The 15,869-nt window shown below is 60.9% G+C and carries 17 protein-coding genes; 6 read left to right on the top strand and 11 right to left on the bottom strand.

The window, feature by feature from the left end:
* Position 1 precedes the first annotated feature (1 nt).
* Positions 2 to 619: a lipoprotein insertase outer membrane protein LolB gene (gene lolB, locus TX23_RS07870; RefSeq protein ID WP_057701699.1), complete on the bottom strand. Its 618-nt coding sequence runs from the start codon at positions 617 to 619 to the stop codon at positions 2 to 4.
* Positions 620 to 623: 4 nt separating this feature from the next.
* Positions 624 to 2,348: a tetratricopeptide repeat protein gene (locus TX23_RS07865; protein ID WP_057701698.1), complete on the bottom strand. Its 1,725-nt coding sequence runs from the start codon at positions 2,346 to 2,348 to the stop codon at positions 624 to 626.
* A gap of 316 nt (positions 2,349 to 2,664) precedes the next feature.
* On the opposite strand from TX23_RS07865, the gene hemA reads away from it, so the two are divergent.
* From hemA to TX23_RS07835, 6 genes are all read left to right on the top strand, one after another.
* Positions 2,665 to 3,954: a glutamyl-tRNA reductase gene (gene hemA, locus TX23_RS07860; RefSeq protein ID WP_057701697.1), complete on the top strand. Its 1,290-nt coding sequence runs from the start codon at positions 2,665 to 2,667 to the stop codon at positions 3,952 to 3,954.
* Positions 3,951 to 5,033, top strand: coding sequence for a peptide chain release factor 1 (gene prfA, locus TX23_RS07855; protein WP_057701696.1), 1,083 nt, complete (start codon positions 3,951 to 3,953; stop codon positions 5,031 to 5,033). The genes hemA and prfA overlap by 4 nt, the downstream gene beginning before the upstream one ends.
* Positions 5,034 to 5,864 carry a peptide chain release factor N(5)-glutamine methyltransferase gene (gene prmC, locus TX23_RS07850; protein ID WP_057701695.1) on the top strand — a complete coding sequence of 277 codons (831 nt, stop codon included), beginning with the start codon at positions 5,034 to 5,036 and terminating at the stop codon, positions 5,862 to 5,864.
* Positions 5,858 to 6,613, top strand: coding sequence for a molybdopterin-synthase adenylyltransferase MoeB (locus TX23_RS07845; RefSeq protein ID WP_057701694.1), 756 nt, complete (start codon positions 5,858 to 5,860; stop codon positions 6,611 to 6,613). The genes prmC and TX23_RS07845 overlap by 7 nt, the downstream gene beginning before the upstream one ends.
* Entirely contained in the window at positions 6,606 to 7,400 is a 795-nt protein-coding gene (murI, locus tag TX23_RS07840) for a glutamate racemase (protein ID WP_057701693.1), read from the top strand. The genes TX23_RS07845 and murI overlap by 8 nt, the downstream gene beginning before the upstream one ends.
* Positions 7,401 to 7,511: 111 nt before the next feature.
* Positions 7,512 to 8,030: an acyloxyacyl hydrolase gene (locus tag TX23_RS07835; protein ID WP_057701692.1), complete on the top strand. Its 519-nt coding sequence runs from the start codon at positions 7,512 to 7,514 to the stop codon at positions 8,028 to 8,030.
* A 116-nt stretch (positions 8,031 to 8,146) separates the two neighbouring features.
* Here TX23_RS07835 and TX23_RS07830 read toward each other — a convergent pair whose 3' ends face one another.
* Genes TX23_RS07830 through TX23_RS07790 form a run of 9 tightly spaced genes read right to left on the bottom strand, consistent with a single transcriptional unit; the run spans position 8,147 to position 15,866 of the window.
* The gene (locus TX23_RS07830) at positions 8,147 to 8,452 is read right to left on the bottom strand and encodes a YkgJ family cysteine cluster protein (RefSeq protein WP_032803249.1); all 306 of its coding nucleotides are present in this window, start codon (positions 8,450 to 8,452) and stop codon (positions 8,147 to 8,149) included.
* A gap of 55 nt (positions 8,453 to 8,507) precedes the next feature.
* Positions 8,508 to 8,999: a DUF2878 domain-containing protein gene (locus TX23_RS07825; protein WP_057701691.1), complete on the bottom strand. Its 492-nt coding sequence runs from the start codon at positions 8,997 to 8,999 to the stop codon at positions 8,508 to 8,510.
* Complete coding sequence (locus TX23_RS07820) at positions 8,992 to 10,263, bottom strand: SAM-dependent methyltransferase (RefSeq protein ID WP_057701690.1); 1,272 nt, start codon at positions 10,261 to 10,263, stop codon at positions 8,992 to 8,994. The genes TX23_RS07825 and TX23_RS07820 overlap by 8 nt, the downstream gene beginning before the upstream one ends.
* Positions 10,250 to 11,059 carry a DUF1365 domain-containing protein gene (locus TX23_RS07815; protein ID WP_057701689.1) on the bottom strand — a complete coding sequence of 270 codons (810 nt, stop codon included), beginning with the start codon at positions 11,057 to 11,059 and terminating at the stop codon, positions 10,250 to 10,252. The genes TX23_RS07820 and TX23_RS07815 overlap by 14 nt, the downstream gene beginning before the upstream one ends.
* Entirely contained in the window at positions 11,056 to 12,303 is a 1,248-nt protein-coding gene (locus TX23_RS07810; RefSeq protein WP_057701688.1) for an NAD(P)/FAD-dependent oxidoreductase, read from the bottom strand. The genes TX23_RS07815 and TX23_RS07810 overlap by 4 nt, the downstream gene beginning before the upstream one ends.
* Positions 12,300 to 13,082, bottom strand: a complete 783-nt coding sequence (locus TX23_RS07805) for an SDR family NAD(P)-dependent oxidoreductase (protein WP_057701687.1) — start codon at positions 13,080 to 13,082, stop codon at positions 12,300 to 12,302. The genes TX23_RS07810 and TX23_RS07805 overlap by 4 nt, the downstream gene beginning before the upstream one ends.
* Positions 13,079 to 13,501: a nuclear transport factor 2 family protein gene (locus TX23_RS07800; protein WP_057701686.1), complete on the bottom strand. Its 423-nt coding sequence runs from the start codon at positions 13,499 to 13,501 to the stop codon at positions 13,079 to 13,081. The genes TX23_RS07805 and TX23_RS07800 overlap by 4 nt, the downstream gene beginning before the upstream one ends.
* Positions 13,494 to 14,936: a deoxyribodipyrimidine photo-lyase gene (gene phrB, locus TX23_RS07795; protein WP_057701685.1), complete on the bottom strand. Its 1,443-nt coding sequence runs from the start codon at positions 14,934 to 14,936 to the stop codon at positions 13,494 to 13,496. The genes TX23_RS07800 and phrB overlap by 8 nt, the downstream gene beginning before the upstream one ends.
* Positions 14,937 to 15,866 carry a MerR family transcriptional regulator gene (locus TX23_RS07790; protein WP_057701684.1) on the bottom strand — a complete coding sequence of 310 codons (930 nt, stop codon included), beginning with the start codon at positions 15,864 to 15,866 and terminating at the stop codon, positions 14,937 to 14,939.
* Positions 15,867 to 15,869 lie beyond the last annotated feature (3 nt).

Here is a 15,869-nt window from a genome sequence, read left to right as displayed (position 1 = left end):
GTTATTGCCCCAACTTGCGCGGCTGCCAGTCCTTGATCACCAGCGTGACGTCAAGGTCGGTGCCGTGCAGCTTGATGCGCTCGGGCAGCCAATAACCGTTCTGTTGCACGTAGCTCAGGTACTCCACCTGCCAGCCGTCCTGCTCCAGGGAGGCAAGGCGACTGTCGCCGTTGAGGCTCAGGCGACTTTTGCTCTCGGGCGCCGGAAGGCCGCGTACCCACCACACCAGATGTGAGACGGGCAGTTTCCAGCCGATCTGCTGCTCCAGCAGTTCCTCCGGGGACGTCGCTTCGTAGCGTCCCTGGTTGGCGACTTCCAGGCTCACCTGTCCCGGCCGGCCCGTCAGGCGAGCAGCACCCCGACCCAGCGGTCCGGAGAGGCGGATGTCGTAATAATCCTGGCGTTGCAGCCAGAACAGGGTGCCGCTGCCTGAATCTTTCGGCGCACGCACCCCGACCTTGCCCTCGATCTGCCAGCCGTCGATGCTGCTCAGCTGATCCTTGTGTTGTTTCCATTGCGCCGGGTTGCCCTGGCCCTCAACGGATTCACGGGTGCCTACGCCCGCGCAACCGGCGAGCAGGGCGATAAAACTGAAGACGATAATGTGGCGCAAGAACATAAGCTTAAAGGGTCTCGGATCCGGTCAGGCGCTTGATGGTGCCGCGCAGGATGGGGCTTTCGGGTTGTTCCTTGAGGAATTTTTCCCAGATTTGTCGGGCTTCGCGTTGCTTGCCTTTGGCCCAGAGCACTTCGCCCAGGTGTGCGGCGACTTCTTGGTCGGGAAAACGCTCAAGAGCCTGGCGCAGCAGGCGCTCGGCCTCGTCGAGGTTGCCCAGGCGGTAATTCACCCAGCCCAGGCTGTCGAGCACGGCCGGGTCTTCAGGGTTGAGCGCATGGGCCTGTTCGATCAGCGCCTTGGCTTCGGCGTAACGTGTGGTGCGGTCAGACAAGGTGTAACCCAGGGCGTTGAGTGCCATGGCGTTATCCGGGTCGCGCTTGATGATCAGGCGCAGGTCTTTCTCCAACTGGGCCAGGTCATTGCGTTTTTCTGCCTGCATGGCGCGGGTGTACAGCAGGTTCAAATCGTCGGGATATTGCAGCAACGCTTGTTGCAGCAGCTTCCAGGCGCGTTCGCCCTGTTTGTTGGCCGATAAGGTCTCGGCCTGGATCAAGTACAGCTGGATGGCGTAGTCCGGCTCGGCATCGCGGGCCGCGGCCAGGCGTTTTTCCGCTTCGTCGGTACGGCCATTGCTCATCAGGATGTCGGCCTGGCGCAACTGGGCGGGCAGGTAGTCATTGCCGGGGCCGACCTGGGCGTACTCAAGCAGCGCGGCCTGCGGGTCGTTGCGTTCTTCAGCGATGCGGCCCAGGTTCAGGTGCGCCGAGTCCACATGGCTGTCCCGTTCGATCAGTTGTTCCAGATAGCCTTTGGCCTCGTCCCAGGCTTTGGCTTCCAGGCACACCAGGGCCAGCGAATAGCGCAGCTCGTCGTCGTCCGGGTATTGCTGGACGAGGTTGGCAAACTGCACTTTGGCGTCTTCCATGCGGTCCTGCTCAACCAGCATTCGTGCATACGTCAGGCGCAGGCGCTTGTCGTCCGGGTATTTCTTGATGCTTTTTTCCAGCAGAGGAATCGCTTCCTTGCCGCGATTGAGGTTTTGCAGCAGGCGTGCTCGCAGCAGAATCGGCGCAATCTCGCCATCTTCCGGCGGGTTCTGCTCAAGCAATTTGAGTGCGGCGTCGGCTTCGTCATCCTGTTGCAACAGCAAGGCTTTGCCGAAAATCAACTGGCTGTTCTTCGGATGCTTTTGCAGCAGGCGGTCGAAACTCTTCATCAGGCCATTGCGCGTGTCCTGATCGGTGTCGGCGGCCGACAGCGCCAGGAAATCGAAATGCGTGTCGCCCTTGCCCTGCAGGACTTTCTCCATATAAACCATGGAGTCGTCATAGCGACCCGCGCGCGCCAGTTGTACGGCGGCGGCGCGCTGGGCTTCCAGATCGTCGGGGGCATTTTTTGCCCAGATCAGCGACGTGTCCAGCGCAGCCTGGTCGGCTCCCAGGTATTCGGCAATGCGAAAGGCCCGCTCGGAAATGCCCGGATCCTGGGTATTGATGGCCTGGGTCACGTAATTATCCAGCGCAATATCGAAACGATTACGCTGGCCGGCCAGTTCCGCCGTCAGCAGGCTGTAGATCGTTTCTTCACTGAACGAGGAATAAACCTTGGGCTTTTCAGGGGCGGGGGCGGTGTCTTCTACCGGCGGCGTAGCCTCCGGCGACACGGGTGCCATGGCCTGGCAGCCGCTGAGGAAGACAAAAGCAAGGAGCAACGCGGAAGATCTATTCATATAGGAAGAGGACGACTAACCTGCGGTCGGATCATCATGACACAAGCCTTCGGCCAAACATAACCGGGGCACTCGGAATACGACTATTGCTGCCTTTTGCCTTGCCTTTGTAGGAGCGAGCTTGCTCGCGAAAAACCTGAGAGCGCCGCTGGGCGTCAGGCTTACCGCGTTATCGTTGACGATTTTCGCGAGCAAGCTCGCTCCTACAAAGAGGCGATGATAGGCATAAGGTATAGGGACAATAGACGACGGTGGTTGTTCTGGATCTTTCGAAGTAGGACAATTGTCGGCTTCCCGACATCATCAGCGATATTGAATGGCCTTCCTCGCACTCGGTATTAACCACAAGACTGCCTCCGTAGACGTGCGCGAGCGCGTGGCGTTTACCCCTGAGCAGTTGGTTGAGGCCTTGCAGCAGCTCTGCCGGATCACCGACAGCCGCGAAGCTGCGATCCTTTCGACCTGCAATCGCAGCGAGCTCTATATAGAGCAGGAACATCTCTCGGCGGATGTGGTGCTGCGCTGGCTGGCCGATTATCACCATTTGAGCCTCGATGACCTGCGCGCCAGTGCTTATGTGCACGAAGAGGATGCGGCAGTTCGTCACATGATGCGCGTGGCGGCCGGTCTCGACTCGCTGGTGCTGGGCGAGCCGCAAATTCTTGGGCAGATGAAGTCTGCCTACGCCGTGGCGCGTGAGGCCGGCACGGTCGGTCCGCTGCTGGGGCGTTTATTCCAGGCCACCTTCAATTCGGCCAAACAGGTGCGCACCGACACGGCGATCGGCGAAAACCCTGTATCGGTGGCCTTTGCCGCTGTCAGCCTGGCCAAGCAGATTTTCAGCGACTTGCAGCGCAGCCAGGCGCTGCTGATCGGTGCTGGTGAAACCATTACCCTGGTCGCGCGGCACCTGCACGATTTGGGCGTGAAGCGCATCGTGGTCGCCAACCGCACGCTTGAACGGGCGAGCATCCTTGCCGAACAGTTCGGGGCTCATGCGGTGTTGCTGTCGGACATCCCGGCTGAGCTGGTGCGCAGTGATATCGTCATCAGTTCCACCGCCAGCCAGTTGCCGATTCTCGGTAAAGGCGCGGTCGAAAGCGCGTTGAAACTGCGCAAGCACAAGCCTATTTTCATGGTGGATATCGCCGTTCCGCGGGATATCGAACCAGAAGTCGGCGAGTTGGACGACGTTTACCTCTATAGCGTCGACGATTTGCATGAAGTCGTCGCCGAGAACCTCAAAAGCCGCCAGGGTGCTGCCCAGGCCGCCGAGGAAATGGTCAGCACCGGCGCAGAAGATTTTATGGTGCGCCTGCGTGAATTGGCGGCGGTGGATGTGCTCAAGGCGTATCGTCAGCAGGGCGAACGCCTGCGCGACGAGGAGCTGAGCAAGGCCCAGCGTTTGCTCGCCAACGGCAGCAGCGCCGAAGAGGTGCTGATGCAATTGGCCCGTGGCCTGACCAATAAACTGCTCCATGCACCCAGTGTTCAGTTGAAAAAGCTTACCGCCGAAGGCCGCCTCGATGCGCTGGCCATGGCCCAGGAACTCTTTGCCCTCGGTGAGGGCGCGTCAGACAGCTCTTCGGATAAAAAACCGCAATGAAAGCGTCACTGCTCAATAAACTGGACGTGCTCCAGGACCGTTTCGAAGAACTGACCGCCTTGCTCGGCGACGGCGAGGTCATTTCTGATCAGGCCAAGTTTCGCGCTTATTCCAAGGAGTACGCCGAAGTTGAGCCAATCGTAGCCACCTACAAAATGCTCACGAAAGTACAGGCTGACCTCGAAGGCGCTCAGGCGCTGCTCAAGGACAGCGATCCGGACATGCGTGAAATGGCCGTGGAAGAAGTCCGCGAAGCCAAGGAAAAGCTCGCCGAATTGGAGGGCGACCTCCAGCGTATGTTGCTGCCCAAGGACCCCAACGATGGGCGCAACGTGTTCCTCGAAATCCGCGCCGGCACGGGTGGTGACGAGGCGGCGATTTTCTCCGGCGACTTGTTCCGCATGTATTCACGCTACGCCGAACGACGCGGTTGGCGGGTCGAGATTCTGTCCGAGAACGAAGGTGAGCACGGTGGCTATAAAGAAGTCATCGCCCGAGTTGAAGGTGACAACGTCTACGGCAAGTTGAAGTTCGAATCCGGTGCCCACCGCGTGCAGCGTGTGCCGGCCACGGAATCCCAGGGCCGTATTCACACCTCGGCGTGCACTGTGGCCGTGTTGCCCGAGCCGGACGAACAGGAAGCCATCGAGATCAACCCGGCGGACTTGCGCGTTGATACCTACCGCTCGTCGGGCGCCGGTGGCCAGCACGTCAATAAGACCGACTCGGCGATTCGGATTACCCACTTGCCATCGGGCATCGTGGTGGAATGCCAGGAAGAACGCTCCCAGCACAAAAACCGGGCGCGGGCGATGTCCTGGCTGTCGGCCAAGTTGAACGACCAGCAAACCAGCGCCGCCGCCAACGCCATTGCCAGCGAGCGTAAGTTGCTGGTGGGCTCGGGCGACCGTTCCGAGCGTATCCGTACCTACAACTTTGCCCAGGGGCGGGTAACCGACCATCGGGTCAACCTCACCCTTTATTCCCTGGACGAGATTCTCGCCGGCGGCGTGGATGCGGTAATCGAGCCGTTGCTCGCTGAGTACCAGGCTGATCAGCTGGCCGCGATAGGTGAATAAATGACCATCATTGCCAGCCTGCTGCGCGCCGCCGACCTGCCCGATTCGCCCACCGCGCGCCTGGATGTGGAACTGCTGCTGGCCGCCGCCCTGGGCAAGTCCCGCAGTTATCTGCACACCTGGCCGGAAAAGATCGTCAGCAGCGAAGATGCCCTGACCTTTGCCGATTACCTGCAACGTCGTCGCAGCGGCGAGCCGGTGGCCTATATCCTCGGCCAGCAAGGGTTTTGGAAGCTGGACCTGGAAGTCGCACCGCACACGCTGATCCCGCGCCCGGAAACCGAATTGCTGGTGGAAGCTGCACTGGAGTTGCTGGCTGCTACCCCCGCCAAAGTGCTGGACCTGGGCACCGGCAGCGGCGCCATTGCCTTGGCGTTGGCCAGTGAGCGCCCGGCCTGGCAGGTTACCGCTGTCGATCGCGTGCTCGAAGCCGTGGCCCTGGCCGAGCGCAACCGCCAGCGCCTGCACCTCAATAACGCCACAGTGCTGAACAGCCATTGGTTCAGTGCTCTGCAAGGCGACCGCTTCGACTTGATCATCAGCAACCCGCCTTACATCGCCGACAACGATCCGCACCTGGTGGCGGGTGACGTGCGGTTTGAACCGGCCAGCGCCCTGGTGGCCGGGCCTGATGGCCTGGATGATTTGCGTCTGATCATCAATGAATCACCGGCCCATCTGAATGCCGGTGGCTGGCTGTTGCTTGAGCATGGCTACGACCAGGCGCTGGCTGTGCGTGACTTGTTGCTGGGCCAGGGTTTTGAAGGCGTACACAGCCGTATCGATCTTGGTGGTCACGAACGCATCACCCTGGGGCATCGCCCGTGCTGACCGACCAGGAGCTGTTGCGCTATAGCCGGCAGATTCTGTTGCAGCATGTCGACATCGACGGCCAGTTGCGGCTGAAACAGAGCCGTGCGTTGATCGTCGGCCTCGGTGGCCTGGGCGCTCCGGTTGCGCTTTATCTTGCCGCTGCCGGCGTGGGTGAGTTGCACCTGGCGGATTTTGACACGGTGGATTTGACCAACCTGCAACGCCAGATCATCCATGACACCCACAGCGTAGGGCAGACCAAGGTCGATTCGGCCATGCGTCGCCTGAGCGCGATCAACCCTGAAATTACGTTGATCGCCCATCGCGTGGCGCTGGATGCCGACTCGCTGGTCTGTGCAATCGGCGCGGTGGACGTGGTGCTCGATTGCAGTGACAACTTCTCTACCCGCGAAGCGGTGAATGCGGCCTGCGTCGCGGCGGGCAAGCCATTGATCAGTGGCGCGGCCATTCGCCTTGAGGGGCAATTGTCGGTATTCGACCCGCGTCGCGTCGACAGCCCGTGCTATCACTGTTTATACGGGCATGGCAGCGACACCGAGTTGACCTGCAGCGAAGCCGGTGTGGTCGGGCCGTTGGTGGGGCTGGTCGGTAGCCTGCAAGCGTTGGAAGCCTTGAAGCTGCTGGCAGGTTTCGGTGAGCCGCTGGTGGGTCGCCTGCTGCTGATCGACGCCTTGACCACGCGTTTTCGCGAGTTGCGCGTCAAGCGCGACCCTGGCTGCAGCGTGTGTGGAACCCGGCATGGTTAAGGGCGCGCCCATCGGTGTGTTCGATTCTGGCGTCGGCGGCCTGACGGTGCTGGAAGAAATTCAGCAGTTATTGCCCCATGAATCGCTGCTGTACGTGGCCGACTGCGGGCATATCCCCTATGGCGAGAAGACGCCGGCGTTTATCCTTGAGCGTTCTCGAACCGTCGCCGAGTTCTTCCGCGAACGCGGCGCCAAGGCGTTTGTGATCGCGTGTAACACCGCAACGGTCGCTGCCGTTGCCGATTTACGCCAGGACTACCCCGACTGGCCGCTGGTCGGCATGGAACCTGCGGTCAAACCTGCTGCTGCAGCTACCCGCAGCGGCGTGGTGGGGGTGCTCGCCACCACCGGTACGCTGCAAAGCGCCAAATTCGCGGCCCTGCTCGACCGCTTTGCCACTGATGTGCGAGTGGTTACCCAACCCTGCCCGGGTCTGGTTGAGCTGATCGAAGCGGGGGATCTGAACAGCCCCGCCTTGCGCACGCTGTTGCAGGGCTATATCGAGCCGCTGCTCAGCGCCGGTTGCGACACCATCATCCTGGGTTGCACCCACTATCCCTTCCTCAAGCCGCTCCTGGCGCAGATGCTGCCCGCCAGCATTATCCTGATCGACACCGGCGCCGCCGTGGCACGCCAGCTCAAGCGCTTGCTGGATGAGCGCGACTTGCTGGCGACTCGCAATCCGGAGACTGCACAGTTCTGGACCAGCGGCGATCTGTCTCACCTAAGAAAAATCCTACCGACACTCTGGACACATCCCGGCGTTGTGCGAAAATTTGGCCTGTGAAAATTTCGTGAAATAACGCTGAAAAAAGCTGAACTTCTGGCTACACGCCAGCTTCTATAGGCCGTTAGCCTGTACAAAACTTAATAAACTAGTTCGCAAAGGATGTTTCTGATGAAGCGCTTGTTCTGTTTGGCCGCGATTGCGGTCGCTATGTTGGGACACTCTGTTTCAGCCCAGGCCGCCGGCCTGGAGTTCGGCCTGGGAAGCACCAGCGATTCGACGCTGACCTATCGCTTGGGTCTGACTTCCGATTGGGATAAAAGCTGGATGCAGAGCAACGTCGGCCGACTGACCGGCTACTGGAGCGGCGCCTATACCTATTGGGAAGGTGACGATCGAGCAGGCGCGAGCAGCCTGTCGTTCTCGCCGGTATTTGTGTATGAGTTTGCCGGCGAGTCGGTCAAGCCTTACATCGAAGCCGGTATCGGTGTGGCGGTGTTCTCCCGCACGCGGTTGGAAGACAACAACATCGGCCAAGCCTTCCAGTTCGAAGACCGCCTGGGTTTCGGCCTGCGATTTGCCGGTGGGCATGAAGTGGGCATTCGTGCCACGCATTATTCCAACGCCGGTATCAGCAGCAATAACGACGGGGTTGAGAGCTACGCGTTGCACTACACCATGCCGTTGTAGGCAATGTAACGCACTGTAGGAGCGAGCTTGCTCGCGAAGAACGTCAACGATAACGCAGTGAATCAGGGTTGACGTGGCGCGTTCGGATTTTTCGCGAGCAAGCTTGCTCCTACAGGTCAGCGATAGACCGTGGCGATGCCTTCGCGTTCTTCAAGGCATTCCGGCGCACCCATCTCGAACTCCCGGCAAATCAACGGTCGCAGCGCATAGATCGTGCACATCATCGTGTCTCGATCCAGTGCGGCGCACCAGCCGTCGTCCAGGCGCAGCATCACTTCGCCGCCCCACTCATCGGTATCGATAAAGCGCTGCGGCACGCCCGTGTCGGTGATCAGCATGACTTCCAGTTGGCAGCAACAGGCTGCGCACGTCGAGCAAGTGACGGCCGGTTCAGTGATTTGAATATGGGGGATGTTGGTCATAGCCGCGCAGTGTAAGGCAAGTGCGTTAAACGCGTATGAGCGCTCGGACAAAACGTCAGTGTTCCAGCCTGCGTGCTAGCCCGTGCAGCAGGGGAAACAGCATGGCCCATAACAGCGCCAGGCCGATCAGGGTCGTTGTCGTACCGTAACCAAAACCCACGCCAGCCAATTGGCTGCCTGCGTAATAAGACAACGGCCCGCCCACCACGCCCAACAGGCTGGCAAGCCACCAGGGCCGCGCGCTCCAGGCCAGGCAATGGCGCAGCGTTGTGGCCAGCAACGCCCAAAGCACGATCAACCAGAATGGAATCATTGGCCCGGGCTCGTTGAAGTGGAACACGCCCAGGCTGCGCAGCAGCGTGTCCAGCAATGTGCCTGCCAGTGTCACGTTGAGCACGAGCAGGCCGTCATCTGCCGGCGAACTTATCCACAGCAGATGCACCCCCAGTGCCGCCAGGCCCACCAACAGCCATAGGCTGTCGCCGCCGATTACACAGGCAAACCAGCCGCACTGAAACAGCGCGGCATTGGTCAGGATTTTAAGCACTGAAGCGCCCGAGCAGCGGCGGGTTGATCGCGGCCGGTTTGGCCAGCAGCAATTGTGCAGTACCAATGGTGCGTTCCATAAACCCGCCTTCGCAATAGCACAGGTAGAACTCCCACAAACGCAGGAAGTACTCGTCGTAGCCCAGTTCTGTGAGACGGCCATGGGCGCGGCGGAAGTTTTCATGCCACAGGCGCAGGGTACGGGCGTAGTGCAGGCCGAAGTCCTCCATGTGCAGCAGGTTCATGTCGGTGTCGCGGCTGACGATGTGCAGCATGTTCTGCACACAGGGCAGGGCACCGCCGGGGAAGATGTAGCGCTGGATAAAGTCGACGCTGCGCTTGGCCTGCTCAAAGCGCTGTTCGCGAATGGTGATGGCTTGCAGCAGCATCAAGCCGTTGGGCTTGAGCAAATGCGCGCATTGTTTGAAATAGGTCGGCAGGAACCGATGGCCCACCGCCTCGATCATCTCGATTGACACCAGCTTGTCGTATTCGCCAGTGAGGTCGCGGTAATCGCTGAGCAGCAAGCTCACTTGCGCTTGCAGGCCCAGCGCCTGGATGCGTTTTTCGGTGTAGGCGAATTGTTCTTTGGATAAGGTCGTGGTGGTGACCTTGCAGCCATAATGCTGCGCCGCATATAGCGCCATGCTGCCCCAGCCAGTGCCGATTTCCAGCAGATGGTCGCTGGGTTTGAGCGCCAGTTTCTGGCAGATGCGCTCCAGCTTGTTCAGTTGCGCTTGTTCCAGCGTATCGTCGGGGCTCAAGAACTGCGCCGCCGAGTACATCATGGTCGGGTCGAGAAATTCTTCGAACAGGTCGTTGCCCAGATCGTAATGGGCGGCGATGTTTTTCTGCGAGCCCTTGCGTGTGTTGCGGTTGAGCCAATGCAGGCCCTGGGTGAACGGGCGGGCCATGCGCGCCAGGCCACCTTCCATGGCGTCGAGCACTTGCAGGTTGCTGACCATCACCCGGACCACAGCGGTAAGGTCGGGGCTGGTCCAGTAACCGTGGATATACGCCTCGCCGGCGCCGATCGAACCATTGGCGGCCACCAGGCCCCAAACCGCCGAGTCGAGAATCTGAATCTCGCCCAACAGGTGCGCTTCCCGTGCGCCGAACACTTGCCGCTCGCCGTCTTCGATCACCACCAATTGGCCGTGACGCAGTTGGCTGAGCTGGCGCAGCACCGCCTTGCGCAGCAGCGCAGCGGTCATGCCGTTGACGTTCAGGCGGTTAGCCTTGACCGATAAGCTAGGGGATTTCATGGCGGCGATCCTTGGTATACCCGACTGCGGTGCGAGAGGCGCCATCGGCGGCCCGGTGGGAGAAAATCGGTGTGCGTTTGAGCAGCAGGCGCAAGGCTTGCCAGTAGATGGCCAGGCAAGTCTTGGCGGTCATCCAGGGGAAGCGCCACAAATAGCGATGCAGGCTGGCGCGGCTGAGTGCGTGTTTTTCCAGGCTCAAGGTGGCGTCGAAGACTTTTTGCGCGCCCTGCCAGTCGGCCATGTGTACACCGAGCCGGGCGGCGGGCGGGCTGAAACTCATGCGGTATTCCAGGTCACGCGGCAAGAAGGGCGACACATGGAACGCCTTGGCCACAGCGAAGTGCTGGTGCTCATCGGCCCCGAGGGGCTGGGCCGGCAGGATATAGTGATAGCGCTCGCGCCATGGCGTGTTGGTCACTTCACACAGGATCGCGGCCAGCTGCCCGTCGGCTTCGAAACAGTAGAAGAAACTCACCGGATTGAACGCCAGGCCCCAGCTGCGGGCCTGGGTCAGCAGGCAGATAGCGCCCTGGGGTGTACGTCCCAGAGCCTTGCCGACTTCTTGGCGCACCGCATCGCTCAAGCTCATGCCATGACGCGTCAGTTCACGCAGGTAGTCCTGCTGGCGAAAGCCGAAGGGCGCCAGGCGACTCGCTCCGGCCAACGGCGAGAGCGCCAGTACTTGATCCTGTTCGCTGAGGTCCAGGTACAGCAGGCCAATGCGGTAGCGAAAGGCGTGGGCCCTGGGCGTAAACCGACGATGGGCGATCCAGCCGCTGTACAAGGCGCTGTTCACAGGGTTTCCCCAAACGCCTGGGCCACGCGCAGAGCGCTGACCACGCCGTCCTCGTGAAAGCCGTTGGCCCAATATGCGCCGCAATAGAAGGTGTTGCGGGCACCGTGCAATTCTTCCCAGCGTGCTTGAGCGGCCACGGCGGCCAGGCTGTACTGCGGGTGGGCGTAGGTGTAGCGCGCGAGGATCTTCAGTGGGTTGATCATTTGCGTCTGGTTGAGGCTGACACAAAAGGTGGTGTCGCTGTCGATGCCCTGCAGGATGTTCATGTCGTAGGTAACGGCGGCCTGATTTTGCGAGTTGCCGGTCAGCCGGTAATTCCAACTGGCCCAGGCCAGCTTGCGGTCGGGCAGCAAGCGCGTATCGGTGTGCAGCACCACATCGTTGTCGGCGTAGGGCAGGGCGCCGAGGATCTCTCGTTCGGCCTGGCTCGGGTCTTCGAGCAACGCCAGGGCTTGATCACTGTGGCAGGCGAATACCACACGGTCGAAGGTTTCGCTGCCGGCAGGGCTGTGGATAACTACCCCATCATCGGTGCGCTGCACTTTATGCACAGGGCAATCGAGGCGCACATGTTCGCGAAAGCTGCGGCTCAGCGGTTCGATGTAACTGCTTGATCCGCCTTCGATCACGCACCATTGCGGCCGGTTGTTGACCGATAGCAAACCGTGGTTCTTGAAGAAACGCACGAAGAATTGCAGCGGGAAACCGAGCATGTCCGAAAGGGACATCGACCAGATCGCTGCCCCCATCGGCACGATGTAGTGGCGGATAAATCTTTGGCCATAACCGCCGGCTGCAAGGTAGTCGCCGAGGGTCATCTCGGCGCTGATACGCTGCTCTTGCAGGTCCAGAGGCGCCTGGCGATTGAAGCGCAGGATATCGCGCAACATGCCCCAGAAACCCGGTGACAGAATATTGCGGCGCTGGGCAAACAGGCTGTTGAGGTTGTTGCCGTTGTACTCGAACCCGCTGCTTTGGTCGCACACCGAAAAACTCATTTCGGTGGGTTTGAATGTCACGCCGATCTGGCCCAGCAACTGGATGAAGTTGGGGTAGGTCCAGTCGTTGAACACAATAAAGCCGGTGTCCACGGCATGGCGTTCACCCTCCACGGTAACCTGGACGGTGTGCGTATGCCCGCCGATGCGGTCGCCCGCTTCGAACACGGTGATGTCGTGGCGGCGGCTGAGCAGGTAGGCGCTGGTCAGCCCGGCGATACCGCTGCCGACAATGGCGATCTTCACAGATCATCCTTTTTCGGTGGCGGGCTGCGCAACATGCGCTTGCCGATGATCAGTTGCGCGCGATTGGGCAGCTTCGACAGCGGCCACAGGGTGGCGATGAACATGGCCGGGAAGGCGATCTCCAGCGGGCGTTTTTCCAGTTTTGCAAAGATGTGTCGCGCTGCCTTGTCGGCGGGCCAGCTCAAGGGCATCGGGAAGTCGTTGCGCTCGGTCAGCGGGGTGTCGACAAAACCGGGACTGATCACGGTGACGTCGATATTTTCCGGCGACAGGCTGATGCGCAGGGACTCGAACAGGTAGCGCAGGCCGGCCTTGGAGGCACCGTAGGCTTCGGCGCGGGGCATCGGCAGGTAAGTCACGGCGCTGGCCACGCCCACCAGGTGCGGAGTACGCCCGGCGCGCAACAGTGGCAGAGCGGCCTCGATGCAATAACTACTGGCCAGCAGATTGGTGCGCACCACATGCTCGATGATCGATGCATCAAATTGCCGGGCGTCGACATATTCACAGGTGCCGGCATTGAGGATCACCGTGTCCAGGGCGCCCCAGACCTGGGCGATGTGTTCACCGATCTCGCGCACGGTCTGGCTGTTGGTCAGGTCACCGGCCACCACCAGCACTTGCCCGGGATAACGATGGGCGAGAGCCTCCAGTGGGCCTTTTGTGCGGGAACTGAGGGCCACGTGCGCGCCACTGTTGAGCAGTTCTACGGCCAATGCTGCACCGATGCCACTGCTGGCGCCGGTCAGCCAATAACGGCGGGGCGATACAAGGCTCATCCCATTCTCCTTTTCAGCCAACTGATGACGCCGCCGACAATCGGCACATGTTCATAAAGCAATGCACCGGCATCGAAATAATCACGATGCCGATAAACCTTGTCGCGCCACATCAAGTGGGAACAACCCTCTACCCGGATCATCTTGCCTGCGGCCAGGCGCGGATGACGAAAGCTCATGATCCAGCGCAGGTAGCCTTCGCCTTCGGCCGTCTGGTCGACACCCTGAAACTCGAAATCCAGTTGGCCGACGTTGCTGTACAGCTGCGCGAAATAACGCTGCAGTTCTGGCAGCCCATGCACTTGATGCAGCGGGTCGGCAAATACAATGTCATCGCTGTACAAACTGCCGAGCAGGTGCAAGTTGTGCTTGTCCAGCGTAGCGAAGGTTTTGGCGAATTGGCGCAGGAAGTCACTCATGCTCAGCCATCTCCTGACGTGAAGGCAGGCGGCGAAAAGCGGCCAATGCGCGCTCCCGGGAGGCTTTGAGGTCGACGATGGCGCGCGGGTAATCCGCCACGCCAAACAAACCGCCAGCCACTGCCGGGTTGTGCACTTCTTTTTTATTCAGCGTGGCCAGTTCCGGCAGCCAGCGTTTGATGAAGATGCCGTCGCCGTCGAATTTTTCCGATTGGCTCAGCGGGCTGAAAATCCGGAAGTACGGTGCCGAGTCGGTACCGGTCGATGAGCTCCATTGCCAGCCGCCGTTATTGGCCGCCAGGTCGCCGTCGATCAGATGGCGCATAAAGAAGCGCTCGCCTTCGCGCCAGTCGATCAGCAGGTTTTTGGTCAGGAACATCGCCACCACCATGCGCAGGCGGTTGTGCATCCAGCCGGTTTCCAGCAATTGGCGCATGGCCGCGTCTATGATCGGCAAGCCCGTGCGTGCTTGCTGCCAGGCAGCGAGGTCTTCGGGAGCGTCGCGCCAGGCCAGCGCTTCGGTTTCCGGGCGAAAGGCGCGGTGGCGGGATACCCGCGGGTAGCCGACCAGGATGTGCTTGTAAAATTCGCGCCATAGCAGCTCGTTGATCCAGGTGATGGCGCCGATGTCGCCGCTTTCGAACTCGCCCTGGTTGGTTTGCAGCGCGGCGTGCAAGCACTGGCGCGGCGAAACCACGCCGGCGGCAAGGTAGGCGGAAAGCTGGCTGGTACCGGGTTTGGCCGGAAAGTCGCGCTCGTCTTTGTAATAGCTGATCTGCTGGTCGGCGAAGGCGTTGAGGCGACGGCGCGCTTCGTCTTCACCGGCTGGCCAGAGGGCGCGCAAGGTTTCGCTGGGCGGCTCGAAACCGTCTACCGTAGTCGGCACCGGGTCGCTTTTCACGTCGAGCCTGGCCTGGGCTTTCGGCGTTGCCACCAGGCGCGGCAGGGCGCTGTGCAGGCGGTTGTAGCACACCTTGCGAAACTGGCTGAACACCTGGAAATAGGTACCGGTCTTGGTCAGTACGCTACCGGGTTGGAAAAACAGTTGGTCCAGATAGTGGTGAAACGTCACGCCGCGCGCTTGCAGAGCGTGGGCCACTGCGCTGTCGCGGCGGCTTTCGTGAATGCCGTATTCCTCGTTGACGTGCACCGATTCCACCGACAGATCCCGGCACAGCTCGCTCAGCACCGCTGGCGCCTGGTCCCAGGTGGCGGCGTGGCGAATCAACAGCGGGATGTTCAGTTCGCCCAGCGAACGGCTCAGGCATTGCAGGTTGCGCAGCCAGAAATCGACTTTGCACGGCGCGTCATCGTGGGCCAGCCACTGTTCTGGAGTGATCAGGTAAATGGCCGCGACGGGGCCGCGCTGGCTTGCGGCAGCCAGGGCAGTGTTGTCGTGCAGGCGCAAGTCGGTGCGCAGCCAGATCAGATGCATTTAGACAATTCCACGCTGGATCAATAACTGGTGGGCCGACAAGGGGTCTTGCGCCACGAACAATTCGGGGATGTCGCGGGCGAGCGCGGACAACTCGGCGTTGTGAATACACACGGCCGGGCCGGCAATCAGGGTTGGGCAACTGACACCGCCCAATAGTTTTGTGAGTGCCGACAAATGGAGGGTTTTACTCGAATACAGCAATACTGCGCGGGGTCGCAGGTGTTCCACCGCCAGGGCCAATTCACCGGCAGGCAGCGGCCAGTCGAATACTTCCACCGGGCAGTCGGCGCTGCTGGCCAGCCAGGCACTGAGCCACAGGTGCGGCTCCAGCGGCAGGTCGGAATGGTTGACCAGCAACAGCGGTGCGCCGTGGAGTTGGCGATTGTTGTGATAAATCCGCGCGCCGAACTTGCTGCGCAACCATGACAGAAAAAACACCCGCTCCATCTGCGCGCCGAACTGGCCCTGCCATTTCTGCTCCAGCTCCGTGAGCAGCGGCAGCATCAATTGCTCGCACAAGGTACGTGGCGGGTAGAGCGCCATGGCCTGGTTGAAGGCGTCGTCGACCCGACGTTCGGCCAGTTCGCTGATGGCATCCACCAAATGCTGGCGCAGGGCGTGCCACTCGTTTTCCATGGGTTCGGGGCTGGCCTGGGCTGAGTCGATCAAGCCTTTGACCTGGCTGACGGGCACGCCACGGTTAAGCCAGGTGAGGATCGCATGGATGCGTTGTACGTGATCGGCACTGAACAGCCGATGCCCCTTGGGTGTGCGCTGCGGCACGATGAGGCCGTAGCGGCGTTCCCAGGCGCGCAGGGTCACAGCGTTGACGCCGGTCTGGCGCGCCACTTCGCGGATCGGCAACCAGCCGTTTTCAAGGGCCAGGGCAATGTCTTCGCCGGGTTCGTCTAGCAGGGCAGCTTTCATGGG

The sequence above is a fragment of the Pseudomonas paralactis genome, assembly GCF_001439735.1.
In the GTDB taxonomy this organism is placed as follows: Bacteria; Pseudomonadota; Gammaproteobacteria; order Pseudomonadales; family Pseudomonadaceae; genus Aquipseudomonas; species Aquipseudomonas paralactis.
The sequence above is the reverse complement of the archived record's forward strand: the minus strand, read 5'-3'. Positions and strand labels throughout refer to the sequence as shown.

What these genes read in the sequence shown, in the direction of transcription:
- lolB (WP_057701699.1), bottom strand. Translation starts at nt 619, where the DNA reads ATGTTCTTGCGCCACATTATCGTCTTCAGTTTTATCGCCCTGCTCGCC.
- TX23_RS07865 (WP_057701698.1), bottom strand. Translation starts at nt 2,348, where the DNA reads ATGAATAGATCTTCCGCGTTGCTCCTTGCTTTTGTCTTCCTCAGCGGC.
- hemA (WP_057701697.1), top strand. Translation starts at nt 2,665, where the DNA reads ATGGCCTTCCTCGCACTCGGTATTAACCACAAGACTGCCTCCGTAGAC.
- prfA (WP_057701696.1), top strand. Translation starts at nt 3,951, where the DNA reads ATGAAAGCGTCACTGCTCAATAAACTGGACGTGCTCCAGGACCGTTTC.
- prmC (WP_057701695.1), top strand. Translation starts at nt 5,034, where the DNA reads ATGACCATCATTGCCAGCCTGCTGCGCGCCGCCGACCTGCCCGATTCG.
- murI (WP_057701693.1), top strand. Translation starts at nt 6,606, where the DNA reads ATGGTTAAGGGCGCGCCCATCGGTGTGTTCGATTCTGGCGTCGGCGGC.
- TX23_RS07835 (WP_057701692.1), top strand. Translation starts at nt 7,512, where the DNA reads ATGAAGCGCTTGTTCTGTTTGGCCGCGATTGCGGTCGCTATGTTGGGA.
- TX23_RS07830 (WP_032803249.1), bottom strand. Translation starts at nt 8,452, where the DNA reads ATGACCAACATCCCCCATATTCAAATCACTGAACCGGCCGTCACTTGC.
- TX23_RS07820 (WP_057701690.1), bottom strand. Translation starts at nt 10,263, where the DNA reads ATGAAATCCCCTAGCTTATCGGTCAAGGCTAACCGCCTGAACGTCAAC.
- TX23_RS07805 (WP_057701687.1), bottom strand. Translation starts at nt 13,082, where the DNA reads ATGAGCCTTGTATCGCCCCGCCGTTATTGGCTGACCGGCGCCAGCAGT.
- TX23_RS07800 (WP_057701686.1), bottom strand. Translation starts at nt 13,501, where the DNA reads ATGAGTGACTTCCTGCGCCAATTCGCCAAAACCTTCGCTACGCTGGAC.
- phrB (WP_057701685.1), bottom strand. Translation starts at nt 14,936, where the DNA reads ATGCATCTGATCTGGCTGCGCACCGACTTGCGCCTGCACGACAACACT.
- TX23_RS07790 (WP_057701684.1), bottom strand. Translation starts at nt 15,866, where the DNA reads ATGAAAGCTGCCCTGCTAGACGAACCCGGCGAAGACATTGCCCTGGCC.